The organism is Bradyrhizobium sp. STM 3557, assembly GCF_045571465.1.
Classification (GTDB): Bacteria; Pseudomonadota; Alphaproteobacteria; order Rhizobiales; family Xanthobacteraceae; genus Bradyrhizobium.
This window is the reverse complement of record NZ_CP120697.1, coordinates 6,739,749-6,760,809: the sequence shown is the minus strand read 5'-3', so window position 1 is coordinate 6,760,809 and position 21,061 is coordinate 6,739,749. Positions and strand designations below refer to the sequence as shown.

22 protein-coding genes are annotated in these 21,061 nt (G+C 64.0%); 10 read left to right on the top strand and 12 right to left on the bottom strand.

The genetic code is table 11. The features are described 5' to 3' along the window. Positions 1–810 precede the first annotated feature (810 nt). The 4 genes from P6U24_RS31240 to P6U24_RS31225 all read left to right on the top strand — a co-directional run bounded on the left by P6U24_RS31240 (position 811) and on the right by P6U24_RS31225 (position 2,790). Positions 811–1,086: a type II toxin-antitoxin system ParD family antitoxin gene (locus tag P6U24_RS31240; protein WP_407156262.1), complete on the top strand. Its 276-nt coding sequence runs from the start codon at positions 811–813 to the stop codon at positions 1,084–1,086. Positions 1,087–1,088: 2 nt separating this feature from the next. Beyond that, entirely contained in the window at positions 1,089–1,322 is a 234-nt protein-coding gene (locus tag P6U24_RS31235) for a type II toxin-antitoxin system RelE/ParE family toxin (RefSeq protein WP_407156261.1), read from the top strand. 246 nt (positions 1,323–1,568) lie between these two features. Then, positions 1,569–1,853 (top strand): immunity 53 family protein, encoded by a 285-nt coding sequence (locus P6U24_RS31230; RefSeq protein WP_407156260.1) that lies wholly within the window; start codon positions 1,569–1,571, stop codon positions 1,851–1,853. A 331-nt stretch (positions 1,854–2,184) separates the two neighbouring features. Further along, the gene (locus P6U24_RS31225; protein WP_407156259.1) at positions 2,185–2,790 is read left to right on the top strand and encodes a hypothetical protein; all 606 of its coding nucleotides are present in this window, start codon (positions 2,185–2,187) and stop codon (positions 2,788–2,790) included. 147 nt (positions 2,791–2,937) lie between these two features. Here the strand turns inward: P6U24_RS31225 and P6U24_RS31220 are convergent, their stop codons facing one another. Beyond that, positions 2,938–3,339 (bottom strand): RidA family protein, encoded by a 402-nt coding sequence (locus P6U24_RS31220; RefSeq protein WP_407156258.1) that lies wholly within the window; start codon positions 3,337–3,339, stop codon positions 2,938–2,940. Between the two features lie 427 nt (positions 3,340–3,766). On the opposite strand from P6U24_RS31220, the gene P6U24_RS31215 reads away from it, so the two are divergent. After that, on the top strand, positions 3,767–5,302 hold the full coding sequence (locus P6U24_RS31215) for a hypothetical protein (protein WP_407156257.1): 1,536 nt from the start codon (positions 3,767–3,769) through the stop codon (positions 5,300–5,302). Positions 5,303–5,504: 202 nt separating this feature from the next. On the opposite strand, the gene P6U24_RS31210 is transcribed toward P6U24_RS31215, so the two are convergent. Continuing rightward, positions 5,505–6,122: a hypothetical protein gene (locus P6U24_RS31210; RefSeq protein ID WP_407156256.1), complete on the bottom strand. Its 618-nt coding sequence runs from the start codon at positions 6,120–6,122 to the stop codon at positions 5,505–5,507. Positions 6,123–6,539: 417 nt separating this feature from the next. Between P6U24_RS31210 and P6U24_RS31205 the strand changes: the two genes are divergently transcribed. The 3 genes from P6U24_RS31205 to P6U24_RS31195 all read left to right on the top strand — a co-directional run bounded on the left by P6U24_RS31205 (position 6,540) and on the right by P6U24_RS31195 (position 8,552). Next, positions 6,540–7,787, top strand: a complete 1,248-nt coding sequence (locus P6U24_RS31205) for an alpha/beta hydrolase (RefSeq protein WP_407156255.1) — start codon at positions 6,540–6,542, stop codon at positions 7,785–7,787. 358 nt (positions 7,788–8,145) lie between these two features. After that, on the top strand, positions 8,146–8,355 hold the full coding sequence (locus P6U24_RS31200) for a hypothetical protein (protein WP_407156254.1): 210 nt from the start codon (positions 8,146–8,148) through the stop codon (positions 8,353–8,355). Positions 8,356–8,357: 2 nt separating this feature from the next. Then, positions 8,358–8,552, top strand: a complete 195-nt coding sequence (locus P6U24_RS31195; protein WP_407156253.1) for a hypothetical protein — start codon at positions 8,358–8,360, stop codon at positions 8,550–8,552. A gap of 428 nt (positions 8,553–8,980) precedes the next feature. Here P6U24_RS31195 and P6U24_RS31190 read toward each other — a convergent pair whose 3' ends face one another. Continuing rightward, entirely contained in the window at positions 8,981–9,193 is a 213-nt protein-coding gene (locus tag P6U24_RS31190) for a 4-oxalocrotonate tautomerase family protein (protein ID WP_407156252.1), read from the bottom strand. A 62-nt stretch (positions 9,194–9,255) separates the two neighbouring features. Next, positions 9,256–9,996 (bottom strand): SDR family oxidoreductase, encoded by a 741-nt coding sequence (locus P6U24_RS31185; RefSeq protein WP_407156251.1) that lies wholly within the window; start codon positions 9,994–9,996, stop codon positions 9,256–9,258. A gap of 103 nt (positions 9,997–10,099) precedes the next feature. On the opposite strand from P6U24_RS31185, the gene P6U24_RS31180 reads away from it, so the two are divergent. Further along, positions 10,100–10,993: a LysR family transcriptional regulator gene (locus P6U24_RS31180; protein WP_407156250.1), complete on the top strand. Its 894-nt coding sequence runs from the start codon at positions 10,100–10,102 to the stop codon at positions 10,991–10,993. A gap of 53 nt (positions 10,994–11,046) precedes the next feature. Here the strand turns inward: P6U24_RS31180 and P6U24_RS31175 are convergent, their stop codons facing one another. From P6U24_RS31175 to P6U24_RS31140, 8 genes are all read right to left on the bottom strand, one after another. Then, positions 11,047–12,213, bottom strand: coding sequence for a TAXI family TRAP transporter solute-binding subunit (locus P6U24_RS31175; protein ID WP_407156249.1), 1,167 nt, complete (start codon positions 12,211–12,213; stop codon positions 11,047–11,049). A 338-nt stretch (positions 12,214–12,551) separates the two neighbouring features. Continuing rightward, positions 12,552–14,777, bottom strand: coding sequence for a tetratricopeptide repeat protein (locus P6U24_RS31170; RefSeq protein WP_407156248.1), 2,226 nt, complete (start codon positions 14,775–14,777; stop codon positions 12,552–12,554). 197 nt (positions 14,778–14,974) lie between these two features. Further along, positions 14,975–15,277 carry a copper-binding protein gene (locus P6U24_RS31165; protein ID WP_407156247.1) on the bottom strand — a complete coding sequence of 101 codons (303 nt, stop codon included), beginning with the start codon at positions 15,275–15,277 and terminating at the stop codon, positions 14,975–14,977. A 61-nt stretch (positions 15,278–15,338) separates the two neighbouring features. Beyond that, on the bottom strand, positions 15,339–15,803 hold the full coding sequence (locus P6U24_RS31160; RefSeq protein WP_407156246.1) for a cupredoxin domain-containing protein: 465 nt from the start codon (positions 15,801–15,803) through the stop codon (positions 15,339–15,341). A gap of 43 nt (positions 15,804–15,846) precedes the next feature. Further along, positions 15,847–17,178, bottom strand: a complete 1,332-nt coding sequence (locus tag P6U24_RS31155) for a multicopper oxidase family protein (RefSeq protein WP_407156245.1) — start codon at positions 17,176–17,178, stop codon at positions 15,847–15,849. A gap of 70 nt (positions 17,179–17,248) precedes the next feature. Next, the gene (locus tag P6U24_RS31150; protein ID WP_407156244.1) at positions 17,249–18,664 is read right to left on the bottom strand and encodes a TolC family protein; all 1,416 of its coding nucleotides are present in this window, start codon (positions 18,662–18,664) and stop codon (positions 17,249–17,251) included. A gap of 2 nt (positions 18,665–18,666) precedes the next feature. Continuing rightward, entirely contained in the window at positions 18,667–18,963 is a 297-nt protein-coding gene (locus P6U24_RS31145; RefSeq protein WP_407156243.1) for a hypothetical protein, read from the bottom strand. A 67-nt stretch (positions 18,964–19,030) separates the two neighbouring features. Continuing rightward, positions 19,031–19,489: a hypothetical protein gene (locus tag P6U24_RS31140; protein ID WP_407156242.1), complete on the bottom strand. Its 459-nt coding sequence runs from the start codon at positions 19,487–19,489 to the stop codon at positions 19,031–19,033. 140 nt (positions 19,490–19,629) lie between these two features. Here P6U24_RS31140 and P6U24_RS31135 point away from each other — a divergent pair, with 140 nt between their 5' ends. Continuing rightward, entirely contained in the window at positions 19,630–20,928 is a 1,299-nt protein-coding gene (locus tag P6U24_RS31135) for an MFS transporter (protein WP_407156241.1), read from the top strand. Positions 20,929–21,061: the final 133 nt, after the last annotated feature.

The window sequence follows — 21,061 nt, the reverse complement described above, 5'->3', positions numbered from 1 at the left end:
TGACACCCTCCCCCTTGCGGGGAGGGTCGACCGTAGCGAAGCGAAGGTCGGGGTGGGGGTCTCAGCAACGCGCTCGTCGTGAAAGCGCATGAATCGACTCGCAGTTCATCGCACCATTGTCCATCGGACGCACCTCCTCGTTCTCGCGACGCTTCGCGCCCGAGTTTCTACGGAGAATTCGTCGCCCTCGATTTAGTGGAGGGCGCAGGGAAGGCCGGATGCCTGGCCGGCACCCATGGCCCGCCTGCAAAACAAAAAGCAGGCGGCAGTCACCACAGGTGGGCCGAGACATGCCGGCCTTCCCTGCGCGGTAGTTTTGACGGCTTATACGTGGTCTCCCCGGGGACCGGCTTGTTTGCCCCCGTCGTCAGCGCGACGCACAGACGTCGCCGCGCAACTTGGCATCAGCACCGGGATGCCAGGACCGCACGATTTCACCGGCGCATCGGAACCGTTCGTCCGCGCGAGAAACCCACGCTGCGATCCGACGCGCCCACCGCATCCCGCACCCGACGTCCGTGACGACCCGCGAAGCGTCCCCTCATCCGGGGCGGGACACACGCATCAAATCATAATTTCCGAAAAAACGAAACAAGAATATTTTTGCGCGAAGTGCTGGACAGCCCGAGTCGCCTTGATTGCATTGATGAAACTAGTCTTTCGGCGCACGTGCATGCAAGTGCTCAAGGGTCGGCGGGAATGATCGCATGCGGCGCAAATCGCCAATAAGGAAGTGTTTCACCCAGGCCGCCGAAACGTTGTATGACACTGTCATATTGCGTGGTATGATGGTCTGAAGGAAGACACTGCATGCGAACCAACAAGCCCATCACCGTCACGCTCGGCCCTCAGCTCGCGAGCCTCGAGGCGCGTCTGAAATCTGGCGAATACGCCTCGGCGAGCGAGGTCATGCGCTCGGCGCTCCGCGCCCTCGACCGGCAGGATGCCGCGCTCGACGACTATCTCCGCGCCAAGGTGCAGGCGTCGGTCAAGGACCCGCGCCCCAGCGTTCCCGCGGCAGACGTGTTCAAGCGCCTGCGCGCTCGCCACGCAAGAAGTACCAAGGCCGCCAAGGCCGGTACTTAGAGGTGGCGCTCAGGGTCGTATTCCGCCCGGAGGCGGAGGCCGACCTCATTGGCCTCTATGACTACATCGCGGAGCGGTCCGGCCATCAGATCGCGGGTGGCTACATCGACCGCATCGAGGAAGCCTGCATGGCGCTCTCCACCTTCGCGAAGCGCGGCAGGCGCCGCGACGATATCCTGCCCGGACTTCGCACCATTGGGTTTGAGCGGCGTGTCACCATCGCCTACCGGGCTTGAAAAGGCAGGTGGAGATCATAACCATCGCCTATGCGGGCCGGACTTTCGAGGACGACCTGAAGGAATAGGCACCGGGCGCTGCTGAAATCAGCACTCTAGCTTCGGTGGAGCAGTCGCGACTCTGCCCACGCTACAAGGTCGCCTCTGCTATCACGATAATCCAGTTCGCGCTGCCGGGATTTAGTGATGAATTTCGAAAGTGTTTGTGATGACTGACGCTGGAGCGACATTGATCCGCTCAAGGATTTGCAGGAGTGGTATGGCTCTCAATGCGACGGGCAATGGGAACATCAGTGTGGAGTGAGTATTGAGACGATAGACAATCCCGGTTGGCGCCTTGCGATCGATCTGTCCTTCACGGACTTGGTCGATCGATCGTTCACTGAGGTGCAGCACAATCACGACAACAACGTGGATTGGTATGTCTGCCGGGTCAAAGATGAGGTGTTCGAAGCAGCTTGCAGTCCGAACCATCTCGGCGATGTGATCTCGATTTTCCTGAAGTGGGCGAGGACGTCCACCTGCGCCTGACTACGCAGAGCAGCTCAGCTCGGATACGTTCGTCGGCGCGAGAAGACCACGCTGCGACCCGACGTGCCCACCGCATCCCGCACCCGACGTCCATGACGATCGCGAAGCATCCCCTCATCCGCCGCGGGAACGGAAGTCGTATAGCACGAATTCGGAAAAAATGAAATGAAGAATCTGCATTGGGTGTGCCCCATCGGGTAACCGGTCGAGCACATGGTACAAATGGGGCGAGAATCGGCTTTCCCCAGAATAGTCCGCCGCCCCTGCATCATCTCGAGTTCACTGCTATCATGACGGTACGAAACGTGGAGTGACGACGATGGCAGTGAACATGGCGCAGAAGCGGGCCAAGAAGGCGCAACGGCGCAAGCAACTGGCGGCATTGGCAAAACGCGACGATGCAATTCACAACAGCCTGCCCGCCCGCGTGGCGAGGGCGGCACAGGCGCCGATCCAGCATTGCTACATCAACGAAGGCTTGTTCGAGATCGGCTTGGGGACGCTGGTCCTGTCCCGCGGCCACACCTCGCCTCTCGGCGTGGCTGTGTTTCTGCTCGACACCTTCGCGCTCGGCGTCAAGGACGTGATGTTCAGGTTCATGGACGAGCAGCAGGTCGAGGACTACCTGGACATGGCTGATTCGAGCTCCACGATGGTTCCGGTCGCTCCGAGCGAAGCGCGTAAGCTGTTGCGTGAGCTGGCCGCGTGGTCGAAAGGACACGGCTTTGCTCCGCATCGGGATTTCGTCGCGGTGGAGAAGATTTTCGGTGACGTGAATGCTGATGACAGCGACGCCGTCTTTCGATTCGGCAAAGACGGCAAGCCGGTTCTGATCAGCGGCCCGTTCGATCCTGATGCCGAGCTGTTGGACGACGAGGCATGGGAGGCGGCTCTCGCAGATCAGAGCGAGCCGGACGGTCGCGACGACGCCGGCTGAGCGCGAACCGCTTGATTTGACGTTCGAGGGGGATCAGCGAAGCGTGATCCACTGCTCCATTTTGCGCCACGTGCGCTCCTGCAGTTGAAAAGGCGCTTCTCAAGGTGCCACCTCAATTCCGAGCCTGTTTCCATCGGAAACCCTGTCTCAGCGTGGTGGGGTCGCCTCGGAGGAGGCGACAGCAACCATCTCGATCTCGACTCTCGCTCCCAACGGGAGCGAGAGCACGCCTATTGTTGTGCGTGCGGGATAGGGTTCTGAGAAGTGCTCAGCGTAGACAGCATTCATGGTGGCGAAATCGCTCATATCAATCAAAAAGGCATTGCACTTTATCACGTTATCAAGCGAGAGGCCTGCTGCTTCCAATGCAGCCGAGAGATTTCGAAAGCATTGACGCACCTCGGCATCTATCCCGCCTTCGACCAATCGGCCGGTAGTGCTATCGATTGGCGTCTGACCGGAAAGATAGACGAAACCATTCGCCACCACTCCGTGAGAGTAAGGGCCGACCGAAGCAGCCCCCGAGGCCATTATTGCTTCTCTTGCCATGGTTCTACCTCTCTCTTGGCGACGAGTTCACTCGGATTTTGTCGGCCCGGTCCATCCAAGAAAATCCCGATCGGTCGCGCGACTCAGCAGGCTCAAAGTAGCGCCAGAGGTGATGGATTGTCATCAGATACGCTGCGCAGGTGCAATCATCGACACCAATTCTGGGTAGTCGTGTCCGCACGGGTTGGCATCAGGTCAGGACGGCCGGAGAAGATCGCCTTCGATGGCTGATCAAGTTGACATGACTACGCGGCAGCACTGTTGCCGTAATTTCTGAGTGGCCTTCTCGTGAACCGATCGGCAGTCGCGTCGACCATCGCGTCCATGGATCGATTTCTCGTCGGCCATGTGTTGCCGAAGCGCCCATCAGTGTAATTCGTAATCGATAGCGGCGGTACCCCAGTTGTCGGTCGGACACTGGGCCTCTATGGTCACCGCTCTTTCGGGGAGCACCATGCGACGCGTCGGGTTGAGAATCACACTTGCGCTTGTGTCGTGGGCGCTGTTTTCAGCTGCCGTGCTGTTTCAGCAGCAATACGCGGTCTCAGGTTGGATCGGAGAGCGGCATCATGCGCTGCCCGCAGCCCTCTCCTACACGCTCGATGGCGCCCCGCTCACCATGATGGACCTCAACTTCCGCCGGGAGCTGATGTCCGGCGAGAACCCGCGCGACTTGATCGAGCGGCTAGCCAAGGCCGAAACACCGCGTGATCGTCTGGTCTTCGCCAATGATGGGATCGGGCCCGCCTTTGCCGTCTATGCCAGCACGGTGATGAAACTGCTCGGCCCCCATCTGGTGTCGCTGGTCCTTGCATTCCTAGCTCTGCTCGGCACCTCGACGCTGGCGTTTGTGGCGCGTTACCAGGACGGGCGCCTGCTCATCGTGCCTTTGCTATATCTCGGCCTCACCGTCATGCTGATCACGATGGCGGGGACCGATCCGATCGCGGTGAACCACGGCCCGGTGGCCGGCGAGCGCTACGTGATGATGCTGGCGGTAGTGCCGGCCTTCCACCTGATCTTCGAATTCCTCGAGTTGGCTGAAGGCCGGATACCCTCCTTGGCGGGGTCCGAGTGGGGTCGAGCCGGATTGTTGATCCTCCAATCGGCCATCCTCATGGGTGCACTGCTGCTGCGCGGCGCGATCGCCTACATGCTGCTCGTGACCGTGCTCGCCGGCGCACGGGCATTGCGCCAGCCCAAAGCGCGGCGCATCGCAATCACATACGGTGCCTGCGTTGCCGTCACCTTCGCAGTGGTCGTGGGATCGCTGGCAGCCTCGGTTCCATCCTATTGGTTCGAGACCGGGCGGTTCAACACCAATGTCTGGCACCGTCTGTTTGTCGGCATGACCTTCACGAGGAATTGGCCGTACGGCGACGATATCCCAAAGATGTTCCCGTGCACGGCGTTTTCTCCGAGCGGGCTCACGATGGGCGGAGATGCCGCGGCTTGGTGCGCCTACCTCGCCAGCCGCCCGGACCTGCCCGCGGACAGCCGGCATTTCGACGAGACCGTGCTCGCCCATTTCTATGACGCCGATTACGATCATGTCCTCCGCGATGCCTTCTTCAAGGTTGTCGCCAGCCATCCCAAGGAGTTCATCATCTACATGGTCGTCTGGAAGACCGGCCGCTGGGCGCTGACTCTGCTTGATGGGCTGACCCTCCGGGCGTCCCCGCTCGTTACGCCGGTGTTGCCCTTTCTGCTCGCGCAGCTCCTGGCTTTTGCTGTATTTGCGCGGACATTGAGATCGCGCGATGTCATACGCCTGAGGCCCGTCCTGGTGGCGGTGTTCGCGCTGTCCCTGCTGCCCGGCTATGCTTTCATTGCCGGTCTGCACATATCGAGCGACGGGATTCTGTTCATGCTCATGGGCCTGGGGTCCGTCGCCGCATGGGCCGTCGCACGAAAGGCCGGGCGGGACTACGATCGCGGCGCGCTCAATCCGGTCAGCGCGTAGGACGGATCAGCGACTGTCCGCCGTAGCTCAGGAGAAGGCGGAAGCGTGATCCGCCGCTTGGTCAGATCAAAAGAGTCGACGAGCGGTTCTGCGGCATTGCGTATTATCAAGTTTGAACCGCCCATGTAGAGTCGCAGAACTTTCAGTTGCCTCTCATCGTCGATTGGCGGATTACGCTAACGCTAATCCGCCCTACGGGGTATCAGCGGCCAGCCGGCGTATTGGGAGGCTTGGCTTGAGCTGGCTCTGTGGGCGTGCCCAGGCTGACTTCGCCGTTCGGCCGCTTCAGTTGCCAACCCGGCGCGGTCCGCGTCAAATCGCTCGCGACCTGCTTCCCGTCGGCGCCGGTCGCTTGCAATTGCAGACGGTTGCCGCCGTTCCAGGTATCAAAATCGTAGAGCTCGAAGCCGTCTGGCTTGTACTGCCAGTCAAGTCGCACAGAGCCCTTGATCAGGGAAAAGATTGCGATTGCATATTTCGTGTCGCAATTGCCCGGCTCTCTGGGTTCGATCACCACGAAGCGCGTCTTGTCTGGCGAGAGACGGGGCCAACCGCCCAGCTCGGTCTCTGTGCCGGACTTGCGGTTCACAAGCGTGATGTAGGCGCACTCGTACGGTGCGACCATCACGATGTAGTACTGCTCACCGAGTCGACCGACGAGCCGATAGGTGATGCAGGAGGCCTCCTGGTTCTCGTCCTCGCATTCCTTGGCGTCGCTGATGACCTTGGTCTTGCCGTTAGCCAGTCCGAGCGTCAGTTGGCGGCCGTCTCGCCTGGCGGACGCGCCTAGTTCCTTCAGACACGCCTTCTCGTCCGGCACTCCGTCATGAACTTCGAGCGGTTGACAAAGCGTTTGCGCGTCGAACGGAGGAGAGTCCGCGAGGCTCGGGCGGGGCAGCGGTACTAAGCCTGCAGCGACGCTCAACACGAAACAGCAAATTCGATTCATCTAAAGGCCAGTAATGCACGTAGGGTGAGTCAGCAGAACGTTCCGATTCCGGCAGCATGTGTATCTCAGCGGTGCGCTAAGCGCGATAAGAGATTTGCTGTCATGTTGACCACTCGCCGACCGCGCGACATACTCGCCTCAAAGCCTGCTCATAAGACTGCCGGCACGGGAGGAAACATGAAGAGGGCCCTGACTGTCCTTGCGGGGACGTGGATCGCCGCCTCTGCCGTCGCAGCCAGCCAGGTGCAAGCACAACAATTGCAAACGCAACAAGGGCAGACGTCGCAAATGCCCTCAGCCTGCGTGACCCAGAACATGGCGGTGCCTCCCGGAGCCAACACAACAGACAGGGACAAGCCGTTCTTCATCGACACCACCGGCCTCGACCTCTCGACCAAGCCGCCGACGCGCGATCCCAAAAATCCAAACTATCCCCAGGCGACCGAGCTGCCCGACGGCAGCTTGCCGCCCGCAGGCGCGGAGGGGAATTTCATCATCGGCCCGACGCATGCGCCGGCGGCCGAAACGATCGCGAAGGATGGCGTGCCAAAGGGCACCGTCGTCTCATTCACGATGTCGTCGCGCGATAGCGTGATCTACAACCCCGGCCTGATCCGCGATGACGTGGCGGGCTGCACCAACTCTTCGATCATGATCACCACCACTGCGCCGGGCGACAAGTCGAACATGATCGTGACGACGAGCCATCCGGGCACCTGGACCCGCAAGATCGAGGTCTACGTGCCGGCGAACTACGTGAAGGGGACGGAAGTGCCCTTCATCGTCCTGGGCGATGGCGGCTCCGCCGCCTGGAAGGACATGAACACCGTCCTCGACAATCTGATTCACCAGCGGCGCGTGCCGCCGATGGTGTCAATCCAGATCGGCAATGGCGGGCAGGATGCGCAAGGAGCCCAGCGCGGCCGGGAATACGACACGGTCTCCGAGACCTATTCGCAGTTCGTGCAGCGCGAGGTGATGCCGCTCGTCGAGCAGCACGCCGGCGTCAAGCTAACTGGAGATCCCGAGGGGCGCGCGACCATGGGCTTGAGCTCCAGCGGTGCCGCGGCGTTCATCATGGCGTGGTTCAATCCCGATCTCTATCATCGCGTCCTTGCCTATTCGCCGACGATGGTGAACCAGCAATGGCCGCAAAATCCGGCCTTACGCGGTGGCGCGTGGGAATTCCATTCGCCATGGACCGGCCCGGCCACTCCCAATCTCACCGTGAAGGATGGCGCGCTCGTGCCCTCAGAGCCGCCCGGCGCTCCGCTGATCCCGAGCGCACCGGTGAAGCCGATCCGCTACTGGTTCGAGATGGGCGACCAGGACCTGTTCTATCCCAATCCGACCATTCCGGACGGCATGCACGACTGGACGCTCTCGGCCGAGCTGATGGCCAAAGTGCTGGCCGACAAGGGCTATCATTATCAGTTCCTGTTCGTGCGCAACGCCAAGCACGTGGACCGGCCGACCATCGCGCAGACGCTGCCCTCCGCGTTGGAGTGGCTGTGGAAGGGATATCCGATTCCGTAGATGTCGCCGTCGCTGGCGAGGGGCGCGGAGGGCGGATCAGCGACCTGTCCGCCGTAGCTAAAGAGCGAAGGCGGAAGCGTGATCCCTCCGCTTCGATCGTGTGCGGATGTAGCAAAGAGAGGCGGGTCACGGCACGTTTGCCGGTTGCCGATGCCGGTGAGTATCGGCGGGCCGACTGTTTGTTGTGGGCCGGCGGATTATGCTGACGCTAAATCCGCCCTACGAACTACGGATGGCGCGATGTCCAGGCGCACGTGGCCGCGCAATAAACCTTTCGTGAAATGTGAGATGCCCCACAGCCGCTTCGCCGGGCAGAGGCGACCTATGCGCATGTTCAATCGATTGTGGAGCCGGTCCGATGAACCAGGCATCATTTTCGTTGAAGGCCATCAATCCCGTGCGCACCGAATGCGAAGCCAAGCCGCAGCGCGCCGGCTATTTCAATATTCTATTCGCGATGCTGCGTCACTCGCGGCGGCTGCAGGCCGAGCGCGTTCTCAGGCAATACGGCCATCTGTTCGAGAGGGCGGGCCAGCCGCTCGATCTGACCAAACTGGGGGATTGCTGACGATGACGACCGATGATGTGAGATTGGAGCGTAAAGCCTCCGTTCGGCTCCCGATCCTGACCGAGAACACGCTGCTGCTCATAATTGCCGCGGGCTTTGTCATCCTCCATATCCTGGCCGCTATTGACCTGCTGCCGCAATCAGCGTCGGCCGATACCTCGCCGCCACCCGAAGCAAGCGGCGCAATGTTCGACTAGACGACCCGTTTCCAAAGTCACGGCCTGTGTATAGGCCCCGCTGTCATCGTCCGCGAAGGCGGACGATCCGGTACGCCGCCGCGTTTTGGTTCGATCTCTTCTGCCGCGGAGTACTGGATGCTCCGCCGGAGCCTGTCATCCGGCCGGCCGAAGGCCGGACCGGGTGGCGGAGCATGACAGCGTTGGAGACGGCGAGAGCTCAACCCATCCACCGACAGCCGATTTCAAGGAAACGCTAGTCTACCTCATAGGGCGGATCAGTCGGACGAGTACGGCGAGCTTTCGGTCTATTTTGAACGGCGGATTACGCTAACGCCAATCCGCCCTACGAGCTGTCGCTCGTGGCAACAAAGACCTGGATGGCCGGGCCGAGCCCGGCCATGACGGCGTGGAAACGCCTTGCTGATGTCGAGGCGCTTCTACCGTGGTCACTCGCTGGCGCGATAGTCCTGCGGGATCACGAACACCTGGTCGGCGCGGCCATAGCCGCCGTCGGGGACTTCTTCGATCAGCACCATCGTATGCGGCCGGGCGGCCTCGCTGAAGTAATCGACGAACATCGCGGTGATGCGATGGACGATCTCCTCCTTCTGGGCCCTGCTGAGTGCGGCTTGCGGGACCTTGATGTTGGCGAACGGCATGAGAGCTCCTGTTTGTTGTGATGGCTATGTCCGGCTGGGCCGGCCGTGATGAAAGCGCGGCGTCAGACGACGCCGCCGTTGACGCGCAGAATCTGGCCGTTGACCCAGCTTGCCTCGGGGCTCGCCAGGAAGGCGACGACCGCGGCGATCTCCGGTGGCTGGCCGAAGCGGCCGAACGGATTGGCGGCCGCGATCGCGCGCAACTGCTCGTCGCTCTTGCCGCCGAAGAACATCTCGGTTTCGGTCGGCCCCGGGGCCACCGCGTTGACCGTGATGCCGCGCGGCGCGAGCTCCTTGGCCAGCACGTGGGTCATGGCCTCGATCGCGGCCTTGGAAGCGGCATAGGCGCCATAGCGCGGCTGATAGAGCCCGACCACGCTCGAGGAAAAATTGACGATGCGGCCGCCGCCCCGCAGCCGTCGCGCCGCCTCGCGCAGGGTTCGAAACACGCCGGTGAGATTGACCTCGATCTGGCGCGCGAACGCCGCGTCGGTCGTCTCCGAGATCGCGCCGAGCTCCATGGTCCCGGCATTGTTGATCAGAATGTCGGCGCCGCCGAAGGCACGTTCGGCGGCGTCGAACAGCGCTGCTGCCGTGTCGGCGCCGGCGATATCGCCTTGAGCGGCAAGCGCCCGGCCGCCGGCCGCTTCGATTCGCTTAACCACCTGCTCGGCCGCCTCGCGGCCGCGCGCATAGTTCACCACCACGGCGATGCCGCTGGCAGCGAGGCGCTCCGCGATGGCGGCGCCGATCCCGCGAGAGGCTCCGGTGACGATGGCAACCCTTGTCTGGTCGTTGGACATGACCGTTCTCCATTCCTTGACGGGAACGGAAATAGCTGATCGGCTTGCTCGGATAATCTTTGCCGGATTGACATCACCTGTCGGTTTGGGCGAACAATCTGACATGGACCGCTTCGATGCCATGCGTCTGTTCGTCCGGCTCGTCGAGCGCCGCAGCTTCACCGCGGCGGCGGCCGATCTCGGCATCCCGCGCTCGACGGCCAGCGAAGTGCTGAAGGCGCTGGAGGCGCGCCTCGGCACGCGCCTGATCGAGCGCACCACCCGCCACGTCACGCCGACGCTCGACGGCGAAGACTACTACCGGCGCAGCGTTGCCATCCTGACCGAGGTCGAGGAGGCCGAGACCGCGTTGCGCGATGCGAGACCGCGCGGCCTGCTCCGCATCGATGCCCACCCGATGCTGACGCGCACCTTCCTGCTGCCGCATCTGCCGGCGTTTCTGGCGCGCCATCCGTTGCTGGATTTGCGGATCGGGCAGGGCGACCGCCTGGTCGATCTCGTGCGCGAAGGCGTCGATTGCGTGATCCGCTCGGGCGAGCTGGATGCCAGCGGCATGATCCAGCGGCGGCTCGGCACGATCGAGGAAATCACCGCCGCCAGTCCGGCGTACTTGCGCGCGCATGGCACGCCGCGGTCACCCGACGAGCTCGGCGGCCACCAGATGATCGGCTTCATCTCCTCGCGCACCGGCGAGGTGCTGCCGCTCGAATTCACAAGTCACGGAGCGGTGCGGCAGGTCACGCTGCCGAGCCGGGTCATGGTCAACAATTCCGACACCATGGCCGATCTCGCCCGGCTCGGGCTTGGTCTTGTTCAGGCGCCGCGCTACCGCTTCACGGAGGATCTCGCCGCCGGCACGCTGGTGGAGGTGCTTAAGCGCTATCCGCCGTCGCCGACGCCGCTCCATGCGCTGTATCCGCAGAACCGCCAGCTGACGCTGCGCCTGCGCGTCTTTCTTGACTGGGTCGCGGACATCCTCGCTCGCGCCGGGCTGTAATGTGGGGGCGCGCCCCACGCGCCGCGGCGTAGCGTCGCCGGAAAAATCGCCGCTTACCGCACCGCCGACTGGCTGCCTTCCCGCTTCATCCACTCCTGGAATTGCTTGAACAGTGCACCGGCCTCCTCGTCGGTCATGCGCTGGCCGGTCTTGGCGGCCCTCGCTCTCATCCATGCGTCGAATTGCTGCTTGCCGGCGCCGGTCTCCGGCGGTGGCGCCTCCTGCGCCAGCAACTCTTCGGCGGCTTTAAAGCGTGTCCACCCTGGAAGGCTGGAGGCGAGATTGATCTCGTTCCACTTGGGATGGAACGGCGGCTGCCTGAACTGATCGAACCGCTTGAAGAAATATTCCACGAAGCGCGCGACACGGCGATATCGCTCGGTCTCGGGCGGCCAGTTGTAGACGGCGAGCACCTGCGGCACGCCGACGGTGTCGACGATCTGGCCGGGCTCCAGCAGATTGGGATAGTCCCGCGACGTCAGCGCCGTCGGAACATAGTAGTCCTTCAAGTTCGACGCATACGGGACGGGGAGGAAGTGGAAGCCCGGCTCCGGCTTGTACTTGGCGAACAGGTCCGTCGGGGCGCCGGTGACGTGCACCACGCCGGCGATCTCGCCGCTGCGCATCTTCTCGAGCGCGATCGAATTGTTCATCAACACCCGCTCCGCGTTGATATGAAGGCGGTCGAAGATGATGCCGCCGGTCAGGTTCGCCGCGCTTCCCGCCGTATTGAAGCTGACCTTCTTGCCGTTGAGATCCTCGAGCGTCTTGATCTCGGGACGAACGTAGACATGCACCTCGTTGATATAGAACGAGCAGATGTAGCGGACCCGGTTCTTGATGTTGGCGAGCGTGCCCTTGCGCACGAACTCCTCGAGCACGTCGGCCGATGTGATGGTGACGTCGACGCCCTTGAGATAGAGCAGGTCTTCGATGTTGCCGAGCGCCCCGTAGGTCACCATCGGTAGCACGCGCAGGTTCGGCCTGTCGTCCAGCACTTTCGCCATCTCGGCGGCGAAGCGGATGTTGGTGCCTTCGAGCAGGCCGCCGGCAAGACCAACCGTCCATTCGTTGGATTCCTGGACCTTGCCGCCTTCGCCGACGGCGGCGGCTGTCGCCGGACGCGGCGCCCGCGCGGTCTGTGCGGCCGCCGGGCCGACCCATGCTGCGGCAACACCCAATCCTGCCGCAAGCAAGCCCATCAAGACAGTGGCCCGCATCGTTCATTCCCCCTCAGTCGGCCGCGTGGCGGTCACCGACGCGGCTCTTCGCCGCACTATGTCAGAGCTGATCGGAGGAGGTCTACTACTCGCGGGTTGGTCGCAATGTGCAGCACCTGCCGCGCGACATCGCCACCAAAAAGCCATCACCGGATTGGCCGACAGTCGCCCGTCGGAGAAAACCCAATGTTGTCAGGCGCCGTTCGCGCCGACTGTGATGAGGGGCCGCATGACAGCGGCAATGCGGGATACACCACATGGTTGTAATGCGCCGTCCCGAGGCGCATCAGCCCGAGTTGGCCCGTGCGCCCGAGGCGCACCGGTCCCAGCGGCTCACGTCATCCAGCGTGCCCGGCGCAATAGTCGCGCCAGAACCGGCGGTAGCCGGCTTCGACCGCTCGCGTGTAGGTCGCAACGTTACCGGCAGCCGAATGCGCGATCAGCTCGGGCAGCTCGGCGCGCAGCGTGCCGAGATAGGCCGGGTTGGTGGCGAACGCCTTGGCGATCTCGACATAGCCGGAATCGTCCTCGGCCACCCAATCGTCGAGGCCGATCGCCTTGAGGATGGCGCCGGCGGCGCGCGAGGAGGCGCCGCGGCCGAGCTTGGCGATGACCGGCACGCCCATGTAGAGCGATTCCCAGGTCGAGATGCCGCCATTCTGCGGGAACGGATCGAGCGAGATGTCGATTTGCGCGAAGGCGCGCAGATGGTCGAGGCGCTCGGTCGTGCCGATGCAGGCGATGCGGTCCTCCGGCACGCCGTGCGCCTTGAAGCGGCCGAGCAGGCCGTCGCGCACGAGTTGGTCGTCGAGCGCGAGGTGCTTGACCACCAGCTTCGATCCATCGATCTCGGCGAGCAGCTTCGACCAGACCGCGAGCACCTCGTCGGAGATCTTGTCGATCCGGTTGAAGACGCCGAAGGTGACGTGGCCGTTGCGCAGCATTGGCAATGTCGAAGGCGTAACATCGGTGATCGGATCGATCGTGATCACCGACGGAAGATCGTAGACGGTCTCCGCAAACATGTGCCGCACCTCCTGCGGGATCGTCACGGGATCGGCGAAGAAGTAGTCCATCGTGGCTAGCCCCGTGCCGGTGCCGCTGCCCCAGGCCGTGACTTGAACGGGCGCCGGCTTGCGCGCGAACACGGGAATGCGGTTGCCGGTGGTGTAGCCGGAGAGGTCGACCAGGATGTCGACGCCATCGGCCTGGATGCGGTCCGCCAGCTCATCGTCGGACAGATGCACGGCATCGACCCAGACGTCGGCGATCGACTGGAAGGTCGCGGTGAAGGAGTCCTTCGCGGTCGAGGACGAGTAGCAATTGATCTGGAACTGCGCCTTGTCGTGGCCGCGCAGCACCGGCAGGAAGGCGAAGGCCGCCGAATGCATCCGGAAATCGGACGAGACGTAGCCGATAATGATCCGCCTGTCCGGATCGAGCGAGCGGGGCACGAGCTGCCGCCGCGGCAGCTTGCTGCCGATCGCATCCCACCACTGTCGCCGCGTCGCCTGCTGGACCGCGAAATCGGCCTCGCTGAGAAAATCCTGATAGAAGATCTTCTTGCTGATCGCCTCGTCGTAGTCAGGGTTGATCTCGATCGCGCGGTCGAAATGCGCAATCGCATTCGCGGTATCGCCGAGCCGGCCGAGGCAGGCGCCGAGCAGGGTCAGCGCCACCTCGGCGGTCGGGTTTCTCTCCAGCACGCGCTTGCAGGCGAGCATGGCCTGCGCCACGTTGCCGGTCAGCATGCTCATTTGCGCCTTGCCCTGCCAGGCGACTTCGAGCGTCGGATCGCGCGTCACCGCGGCATCGAAATCGGCCTCGGCCGCAGTGCGCCGCCCCATCAGCATGTTGAGCCGGCCGCGATGCGCCAGCACCTCCGCCATGTCGGGCCTGACCGCGATCGCAGCGTTGAACGCCGTTTCCGCCACGTCGTAATGGCGCAGCTCCAGATGCGACAGCCCCTTGTTGACCAGCGCCTCGAAATGGCGAGGCCGTAGAGCCAGCGCGCGCTCCGCGCTGGCAGCGGCAGCGTCCCAACGCTTCAGCATCAGTTCGGCCACGCTGCGATTGCACCAGGAATCGGCGTCGTCGGACTTGAGCGCGATCGCCCGGGAAAACGCCGCGATGGCCGGCTCGGCGAGCTTTAACCGCAGCAGCGTGGTGCCGAGATTGCGCAGCGCGGTCGGAAAATTCGGCCGCAAGACCAGTGCCTGCTCCAGCGCCGCGCGCGCCTCGTCATGGCGCTGCAGGTTGAGCAGCGCAAAGCCGAGATTGGAGTGCGCATCGGCCGAACGCGGATCGAGCTGAACCGCGCGCTCCAGATGCGGCACCGCCTCGGCAATCCGGTTGGATTCGACCAAAGACACGCCGAGCAGATGCACGGCATCGAAGACGCTTGGAAAGTCCTGCAGAAGCTGGCGGCACAGCGCCTGCACGTCGGCCTGCCGGCCCTCGCGATAGGCGATGAAGGCGGCCGGCAGCAGCGTCTCTACCTGCTTCTTCAGCTTCTTCTGTGCCCGCGCATTCTGGAAGGCGCGGGATCCGACGGTGCTTGCCATGCTGTCTTTTTCTCTGTCCCCGGAAGTGCCGCGGTCGCGCCCCGCAAGCCGGAGATTCGCCCGCGCATGGTTAGCGATTGGTTAACGGCCGATGCCCGCAGAATTGCGGGCACAGTCCCGCGGCTTTCTGCATCGGCGCGCCCGGGCGGATCGCATCCGATGACGATCCGCCCTGCGAGCTTGCTCCCTGGATTTGGCTACTTGGCCTTCTGAAGCTTGGTCACAGTGTAGCCCTGCTCGGCCTGCTCGGCCTCGAACTGGACCTTGTCGCCGACCTTGACCGACTTGAGCAGGCTGGCGTCCTTGACGCGGTACACCATCGTCATCGGCTCATCCATGCCAAGGCTCTTGGCCGGACCGTGCTTCAAGGTGATCTTGCCGGCGCTCTCGTCGATCTTCTTGACCTCGCCGGTGATCGACGAATCGGCCGCCGTTGCGGCTGAGATCGCGAAGCTCGCGGCCAATGCGGCGGCTGCCGCCATGCGAATGAATGCCTTCATCATCGTCTCCTTCTGCTGTTGAACTGCTGTCTCGGTTCGCGCCGCTTCATGTCACGCCGTCTCATTTCACGATGACGTGGCCGGTCATGCCGGAGTCGCGATGCAGCGGGATCAGGCACGAATATTCGAACGTGCCGCGCTTGCTGAACTTCCAGACGATCTCGGCGGTCTTGTTCGGCGCCACGCGCACCCCGTTCGGCTCGTCGTGCTCCATGTGCGGGAATTTCTTCATCAGCTCGCCGTGCTTGAGGTTTTCGCGAGTGGTGGCGAGCAGGAATTCGTGGTCTTCCTTGCCGACATTGCGCAGCACGAAGCGGATCTGCTCGCCGCGCGTGACCTCGATGCGCGCCGGCGTGTAGTCCATCTCGTTCATCAGGATCTCGATGGTCCGCGCCGGCTTGCCGGGATCGCCGGGCTCACCGGCGGAGTAGGAGCCATGGTCGTGCGGACCATGGCCGAGCGCCGGCGTCATGCCCAGCATGGCGGTCAGTGCGGCGCATAGCACGGCCGCGGTCGTCGTCTTCATCGAACTCTCCTGTCTGCTTGTCGATTTCGTTAAATGCATCGCGCTACGGCGAGGGCTTCGCCGTCGCCGGATCATTCCGGCGCGGCGGCCCGGCGGCGGGCGGGTCGATTTCGTAGGCCACGCTGCCGCCGGGAAACTGATAGGGCCCGGGATCGCGATAGTCGTCGCGTGCGAGGGTCTCGCGCACCTTCACCACCGAGAACATGCCGCCCATCTCGATCGATCCGAACTGACCCTCGCCGGTCATCATCGGCAGCGTGTTGTCGGGCGCCGGCATCTCCATGCTGCCCATCGCCATGCCGGTCGAGCCCATGGCCATGGAATCGGGCGCCAGCCGCGCGACCGCGCGCGCGACGTCCTTGCGCGACACGCCGATCAGGTTGCGCATGTCGTGGCCCATGGCATTCATCGTGTGATGCGACTTGTGGCAGTGGAACGCCCAGTCGCCCGGATTGTCGGCGGTGAAGTCGATCGCCCTGATCGCACCGACCGGAACGTCGGTCGTCGTCTCCGGGATCTGCGCGCTCTCCGGCAACCAGCCGCCGTCGGTGCAGGTCACCGCGAATCTGTGGCCGTGCAGATGGATCGGATGATTGGTCATGGTCAGGTTGCCGATCCTGATCCGCACCGTCTCGCCGAGCCGCACCGGCAGCGGATCGATGCCCGGGAAGACGCGGGCGTTCCAGGTCCACATGTTGAAGTCGGTCATCTCGTTGACCTTGGGAAGGTAGGTCCCGGGATCGATCAGGTAGGAGCTCATGATGAAGACGAAGTCGCGATCGACAGGGCGGAAGGCGCGATCGCGCGGATGCACGACGATCATGCCCATCATACCCATGGCCATCTGCACCATCTCGTCGGCATGCGGGTGGTACATGAAGGTCCCGCTGTGCTTCATCTCGAATTCGTAGACGAAGGTCTTGCCCGGCTTGATGTGCGGTTGCGTCAGGCCGCCGACACCGTCCATGCCGCAGGGCAGGATCACGCCGTGCCAATGCACCGTGGTGTATTCGGGCAGGCGGTTGGTGACGAAGATGCGCACCTTATCACCCTCCACGGCTTCGATGGTCGGGCCGGGCGACTGGCCGTTGTAGCCCCACAGATGCGCCTTCATGCCGGGAGCGAATTCGCGCACCACCGGTTCGGCGACGAGGTGGAATTCCTTCCAATCGCCGTTCATGCGCCATGGCAGCGACCATCCGTTCAAAGTCGCCACCGGGTTGTAGTCGGGGCCGCTCGACGGACGCAGCGGCGGCTGCATCGTGCCGCGGTCCATGCTCGGCGCTTCCGGAATCGCCGCGGCCTGGACTCTGCCGCTGACGGCGCTCGCGCTTGCCAGCGCCGCGGTGCCGAGAAGTGTCCTGCGTGACAACATCTTCGCTGCTCCTCTTTGTTTTGACGCGTTTTCTTGACGCGAACCGGTATCCACTTCGCTTGGAAACGCTCTAGTCATCGCTCGTGGAGATCTGCGCGCGCGCCTGCACGGCCTCGCCGCCGCTTCCTCCGCCATTGACAGCGGCTGACAATTCGGCCTGCGCCAGAAAGAAGGCGCGCCTGGCATCGACGGCCGCGCGACGCGAAGCGAGGCGCTGCCGTGCCTCCACCAGGAGCGCGAAGATGTCGACCTGCATGCTCGAATAACGCAGCTGCATCTCGTCACTGATGATCTGCCGCAGCGGCAGCACCTCGCGCTGGTAGTGGCTGGCGATATCGTAGGCAGCGCGATAGCTGCGATAGGCATCGCGGGCCTCCGAACGAACATTGACCGCCTTCTCGGTCAGGCGGTTGAAGGCGCGCTCATAGGTCGCGGTCGCCTGCCGCAGGCGCACCTCGCCGCCGTCGAAGATCGGGATTTGGAATTCGACGTCGAAGCCGCGTTCGCGGAACGGCTGCGCCTCCGGATCGCGGGTCCGCCGCTCGATTCCGGCGACGTCGAGCAGGGTGACGAAGCGCGTCGCCTCGGTGAGCTCGAGCGATTTCGCCAACGCCGTAAGCTCGATGCGCGCCATCTGCAGATCGATGCGGTGACGGACCGCGTCGACCTCGACGAAGGGCTGGTCGAGCGGCCGCCGCGGCAGCTCGGGCAGCCGGTCGGGCAGGCGGAAGCCGAGATCGTCGCCCCACAGGCCCATCAGGCGCGTGAGCTGCTCGCGCGCGCTGGAGGCGGCCTGGCGCGCGGTCGCGAGCTCGGCCGTGGTCTCGGCATAGAAGACCTGCTCGCGGGCCTGGTCGAGCCGGTTGAGCGCGCCGGTCTCGCCGAGCTTGCGCGAGAGCTGGGCCGTGGCCTCGGCTGCGGATTGCGCCTCGGTCAGCAGGCCGACGAGCTCGTTGGCGGCAACGGCGCGGACCTGCGCGCGCCTGACGTCGGCGGCGAGCCGCAGCGTCGCCAGCGCCGCCTTGAGCTGCGCCTGACGGAAACGGTCGCGCGCGATCTCGGAGCGCACCGGCAGGGTCGCGAGCGCCAGGATGTCGCCCACCACCTGGCGTTCGGCTTCGCTCGCGCCATCGCCGGAAATGCGCGACAGCGAGAAGGTCGGATTGGGCGGCAGGCTCTCCTGGACCAGCTCGGCCTCGCTGAGGGCGAGCTCGTTGTAACTCGCCTGCAGGCCCTTGTTGCTGAACAGCGCGACCTGCACCGCGGCTTCGGTCGAAAGCGGCCGCGCCAGCAGTCGCCGCGCCGCCTTGCGCGCACGGTCGGCATCGTCGGCGCTGCTCACCGCCGTGGTTTCGTGGTCGATGGTCCGGCTCGTGATGTCCGACACCACGGCCATGCCGCCGTCGGGCGAGAACGACGCGCAGCCGGAAAAGGTCAGCGCGGCGACCACAGGCAGCGATCGCAGCAGGAGCGATTGTCCTCGCATGATCAGCGCTCCTGCCGGTCCGGTCCGGACCGCGGCGCGACGTCGTCGTTGCGCTCGCGCCATGGTGCCGGCGACGCCGGACGCAGGCTCGCGTAAGGCGAGGTCGTAGCGCGATCGCGGATCGGTGCGACCTTGGCCGCGGGATCGGCCGGATCGGCACCGGCGAGCGCAATCGTCTTGGGCTGGCAGCCCGCGAGCCCGATGATGGCCGCCGGCATCAGCAGAATGACTGAAAGAAGATGCAAGCAGCCGCGCGCTGAAGATGCGCGGGCGTGCTTCGCCTCCGATGGCGAAAACATGGATGATCCCCTGATCTGTCGATGAAGCAGCACAGCGGCAAGCGCCGCTGCAGCTCGCGTCGTTCGTTCAGGTCAGGACGATGGGGGGACGATAGAGGAGCGGCGGTGCGCGGCCGACCAGGCTCTGCTCGCCGGAGAAGACCTGGCCCGCGGCGATCCGCGTCGGCGCGGTCAAATTCGGCAGATCGACCGCGATGCCGACCACGCAAAGCGCGGCACAGCAGGCGCCCGGCATCTTGCCATGATCGTGGTGATCGACCGGGGCGGCGGCGTCCTCATGCGCGACATCAAGATGATGCGTGTGCATGCCCTCGTGATGGTGCCGGCCGTCCTCGGCCCGCATCTGCGCCATCATCGCGTGTTGCGCGGTCTCATGATGCGCGATCTCGTGATGTGCGGCGGCGATCGGTGCGACGAATTCGTCGAAGCAGGGTTCCGGACCGGTGCCGAACGCAAGCGCCACGCCCGGGCTGAACACGCAGAAGAGATAGGCGAGCGCAATCAGCCGCCCCGCCAGAACCCTCATCGATCGCGTCAGCCGCAACGACATTCGTTTTCGAAAACCTTCCTCGTTCGCGCGCAACCTAACCGCAAACCTCTGCTTCGCCAAGCTCGGTCGCGGGTCGGATCGCGCAATGTTTCTCGTCGTTGTTGCGCTGCTTCTGCATGCCCAATATCGCAGCAATATGGCTTGACGATGGGCGGTCAACCGAAGAACTTGCCCGCGCCGTGCATGCCGCCTTGAAACAATGTGAGAAAACACCAGCCTTCGTTCCGGACTCGCCTCAGGCCTGGACGCGGCTCGGTTTGGCACTCCTGATCGCCTCGATCGGCGGCGTCGGCATGTGGTCGGTCGTGGTGGTGCTGCCTGGCGTTCAGGCCGAGTTCGCGGCGTCTCGCGGCGCGGTCTCGCTCGCCTACACGCTGACGATGTTCGGCTTCGGCCTCGGCGGCATCATTGTCGGTCGCATCACCGATCGCTTCGGCATCGTCACCGCGATGTCCCTGAGCATCGCCTGCACCGGGATCGCTTATCTGCTCGCCGGCGCCTCGACGACGCTGTGGCAGTTCCAGGCCGTCTACTTCCTGATCGGGCTCGGCACGTCGGCGACGTTCGCGCCGCTGATGGCCGAGGCTTCGCATTGGTTCAGCCGCTATCGCGGTCTCGCCGTCACCATCGTTGCCGCCGGCAATTACGTCGCCGGCACGGTGTGGCCGCCGCTGATCAATCTCGGCCTGGAGTGGCTCGGCTGGCGCGGCATCCATGTCGCGATCGGCCTGTTCTGCGCGATCACCATGTCACTGCTGCTCTTGGTGCTGCGTGCCCGCATGGGCGGCGCCGGCGCCCATGATCACGCCCAAGCGCCGCCGCCACCGCTCAAGCTTGCGATCTCGACCAACGCGCTCACTGCGCTGCTGTGCATTGCTGGTGTCGCCTGCTGCATGGCGATGGCGATGCCGCAGGTCCACATTGTCGCCTATTGCGGCGATCTCGGCTATGGCGTCGCCCACGGCGCCGAGATGCTGTCTCTGATGATGGGCTTCGGCATCGTCAGCCGGATCGGCTCCGGCTTTCTCGCCGACCGCATCGGCGGGATTCGCACCCTGCTGCTCGGCTCGCTCGCGCAGGGCTTTGCGCTCACCTTCTATCTGTTCTTCGACAGTCTCTCCTCGCTCTATCTGATCTCGGCGATGTTCGGCCTGTTCCAGGGCGGTATCGTGCCGAGCTACGCCATCGTGATCCGCGAGACCATGCCGGCGCGCGAGGCCGCGACACGGGTCGGCATCGTGATTTTCGCCACCGTCGTCGGCATGTCGTTCGGCGGCTGGATTTCGGGCGTGATCTTTGACGCTACCGGCTCTTACACGGCCGCGTTCGCCAACGGCGTGGTCTGGAACGCGGTCAACATCGCGATCGTGCTCGGCCTCCTGGTGCTGGCGCGGCGGCGGCCAGCCGTCGCGTGACGTGTATTGCGCCTGGCCGCAATTGAGTGTTGCGACCGCGGGAATTGCTCGATGATGCGGCTGCCAGCGAGCCACATGAGAGTGTCACATGGGACTCGCTCAAGGCTTCCCGCACGTCATCCAGCCCATGCTC

Bases quoted from the DNA above. Each gene is read 5' to 3' on its own strand.
- P6U24_RS31160 (WP_407156246.1), bottom strand. From the start codon at position 15,803: ATGAAGACGACGACCGCGGCCGTGCTATGCGCCGCACTGACCGCCATG.
- P6U24_RS31225 (WP_407156259.1), top strand. From the start codon at position 2,185: ATGGCGCAGAAGCGGGCCAAGAAGGCGCAACGGCGCAAGCAACTGGCG.
- P6U24_RS31200 (WP_407156254.1), top strand. From the start codon at position 8,146: ATGAACCAGGCATCATTTTCGTTGAAGGCCATCAATCCCGTGCGCACC.
- P6U24_RS31185 (WP_407156251.1), bottom strand. From the start codon at position 9,996: ATGTCCAACGACCAGACAAGGGTTGCCATCGTCACCGGAGCCTCTCGC.
- P6U24_RS31175 (WP_407156249.1), bottom strand. From the start codon at position 12,213: ATGCGGGCCACTGTCTTGATGGGCTTGCTTGCGGCAGGATTGGGTGTT.
- P6U24_RS31155 (WP_407156245.1), bottom strand. From the start codon at position 17,178: ATGTTGTCACGCAGGACACTTCTCGGCACCGCGGCGCTGGCAAGCGCG.
- P6U24_RS31190 (WP_407156252.1), bottom strand. From the start codon at position 9,193: ATGCCGTTCGCCAACATCAAGGTCCCGCAAGCCGCACTCAGCAGGGCC.
- P6U24_RS31215 (WP_407156257.1), top strand. From the start codon at position 3,767: ATGGTCACCGCTCTTTCGGGGAGCACCATGCGACGCGTCGGGTTGAGA.
- P6U24_RS31180 (WP_407156250.1), top strand. From the start codon at position 10,100: ATGGACCGCTTCGATGCCATGCGTCTGTTCGTCCGGCTCGTCGAGCGC.
- P6U24_RS31195 (WP_407156253.1), top strand. From the start codon at position 8,358: ATGACGACCGATGATGTGAGATTGGAGCGTAAAGCCTCCGTTCGGCTC.
- P6U24_RS31165 (WP_407156247.1), bottom strand. From the start codon at position 15,277: ATGAAGGCATTCATTCGCATGGCGGCAGCCGCCGCATTGGCCGCGAGC.
- P6U24_RS31220 (WP_407156258.1), bottom strand. From the start codon at position 3,339: ATGGCAAGAGAAGCAATAATGGCCTCGGGGGCTGCTTCGGTCGGCCCT.
- P6U24_RS31150 (WP_407156244.1), bottom strand. From the start codon at position 18,664: ATGCGAGGACAATCGCTCCTGCTGCGATCGCTGCCTGTGGTCGCCGCG.
- P6U24_RS31140 (WP_407156242.1), bottom strand. From the start codon at position 19,489: ATGAGGGTTCTGGCGGGGCGGCTGATTGCGCTCGCCTATCTCTTCTGC.
- P6U24_RS31205 (WP_407156255.1), top strand. From the start codon at position 6,540: ATGCCCTCAGCCTGCGTGACCCAGAACATGGCGGTGCCTCCCGGAGCC.
- P6U24_RS31145 (WP_407156243.1), bottom strand. From the start codon at position 18,963: ATGTTTTCGCCATCGGAGGCGAAGCACGCCCGCGCATCTTCAGCGCGC.
- P6U24_RS31170 (WP_407156248.1), bottom strand. From the start codon at position 14,777: ATGGCAAGCACCGTCGGATCCCGCGCCTTCCAGAATGCGCGGGCACAG.
- P6U24_RS31240 (WP_407156262.1), top strand. From the start codon at position 811: ATGCGAACCAACAAGCCCATCACCGTCACGCTCGGCCCTCAGCTCGCG.
- P6U24_RS31135 (WP_407156241.1), top strand. From the start codon at position 19,630: ATGCCCAATATCGCAGCAATATGGCTTGACGATGGGCGGTCAACCGAA.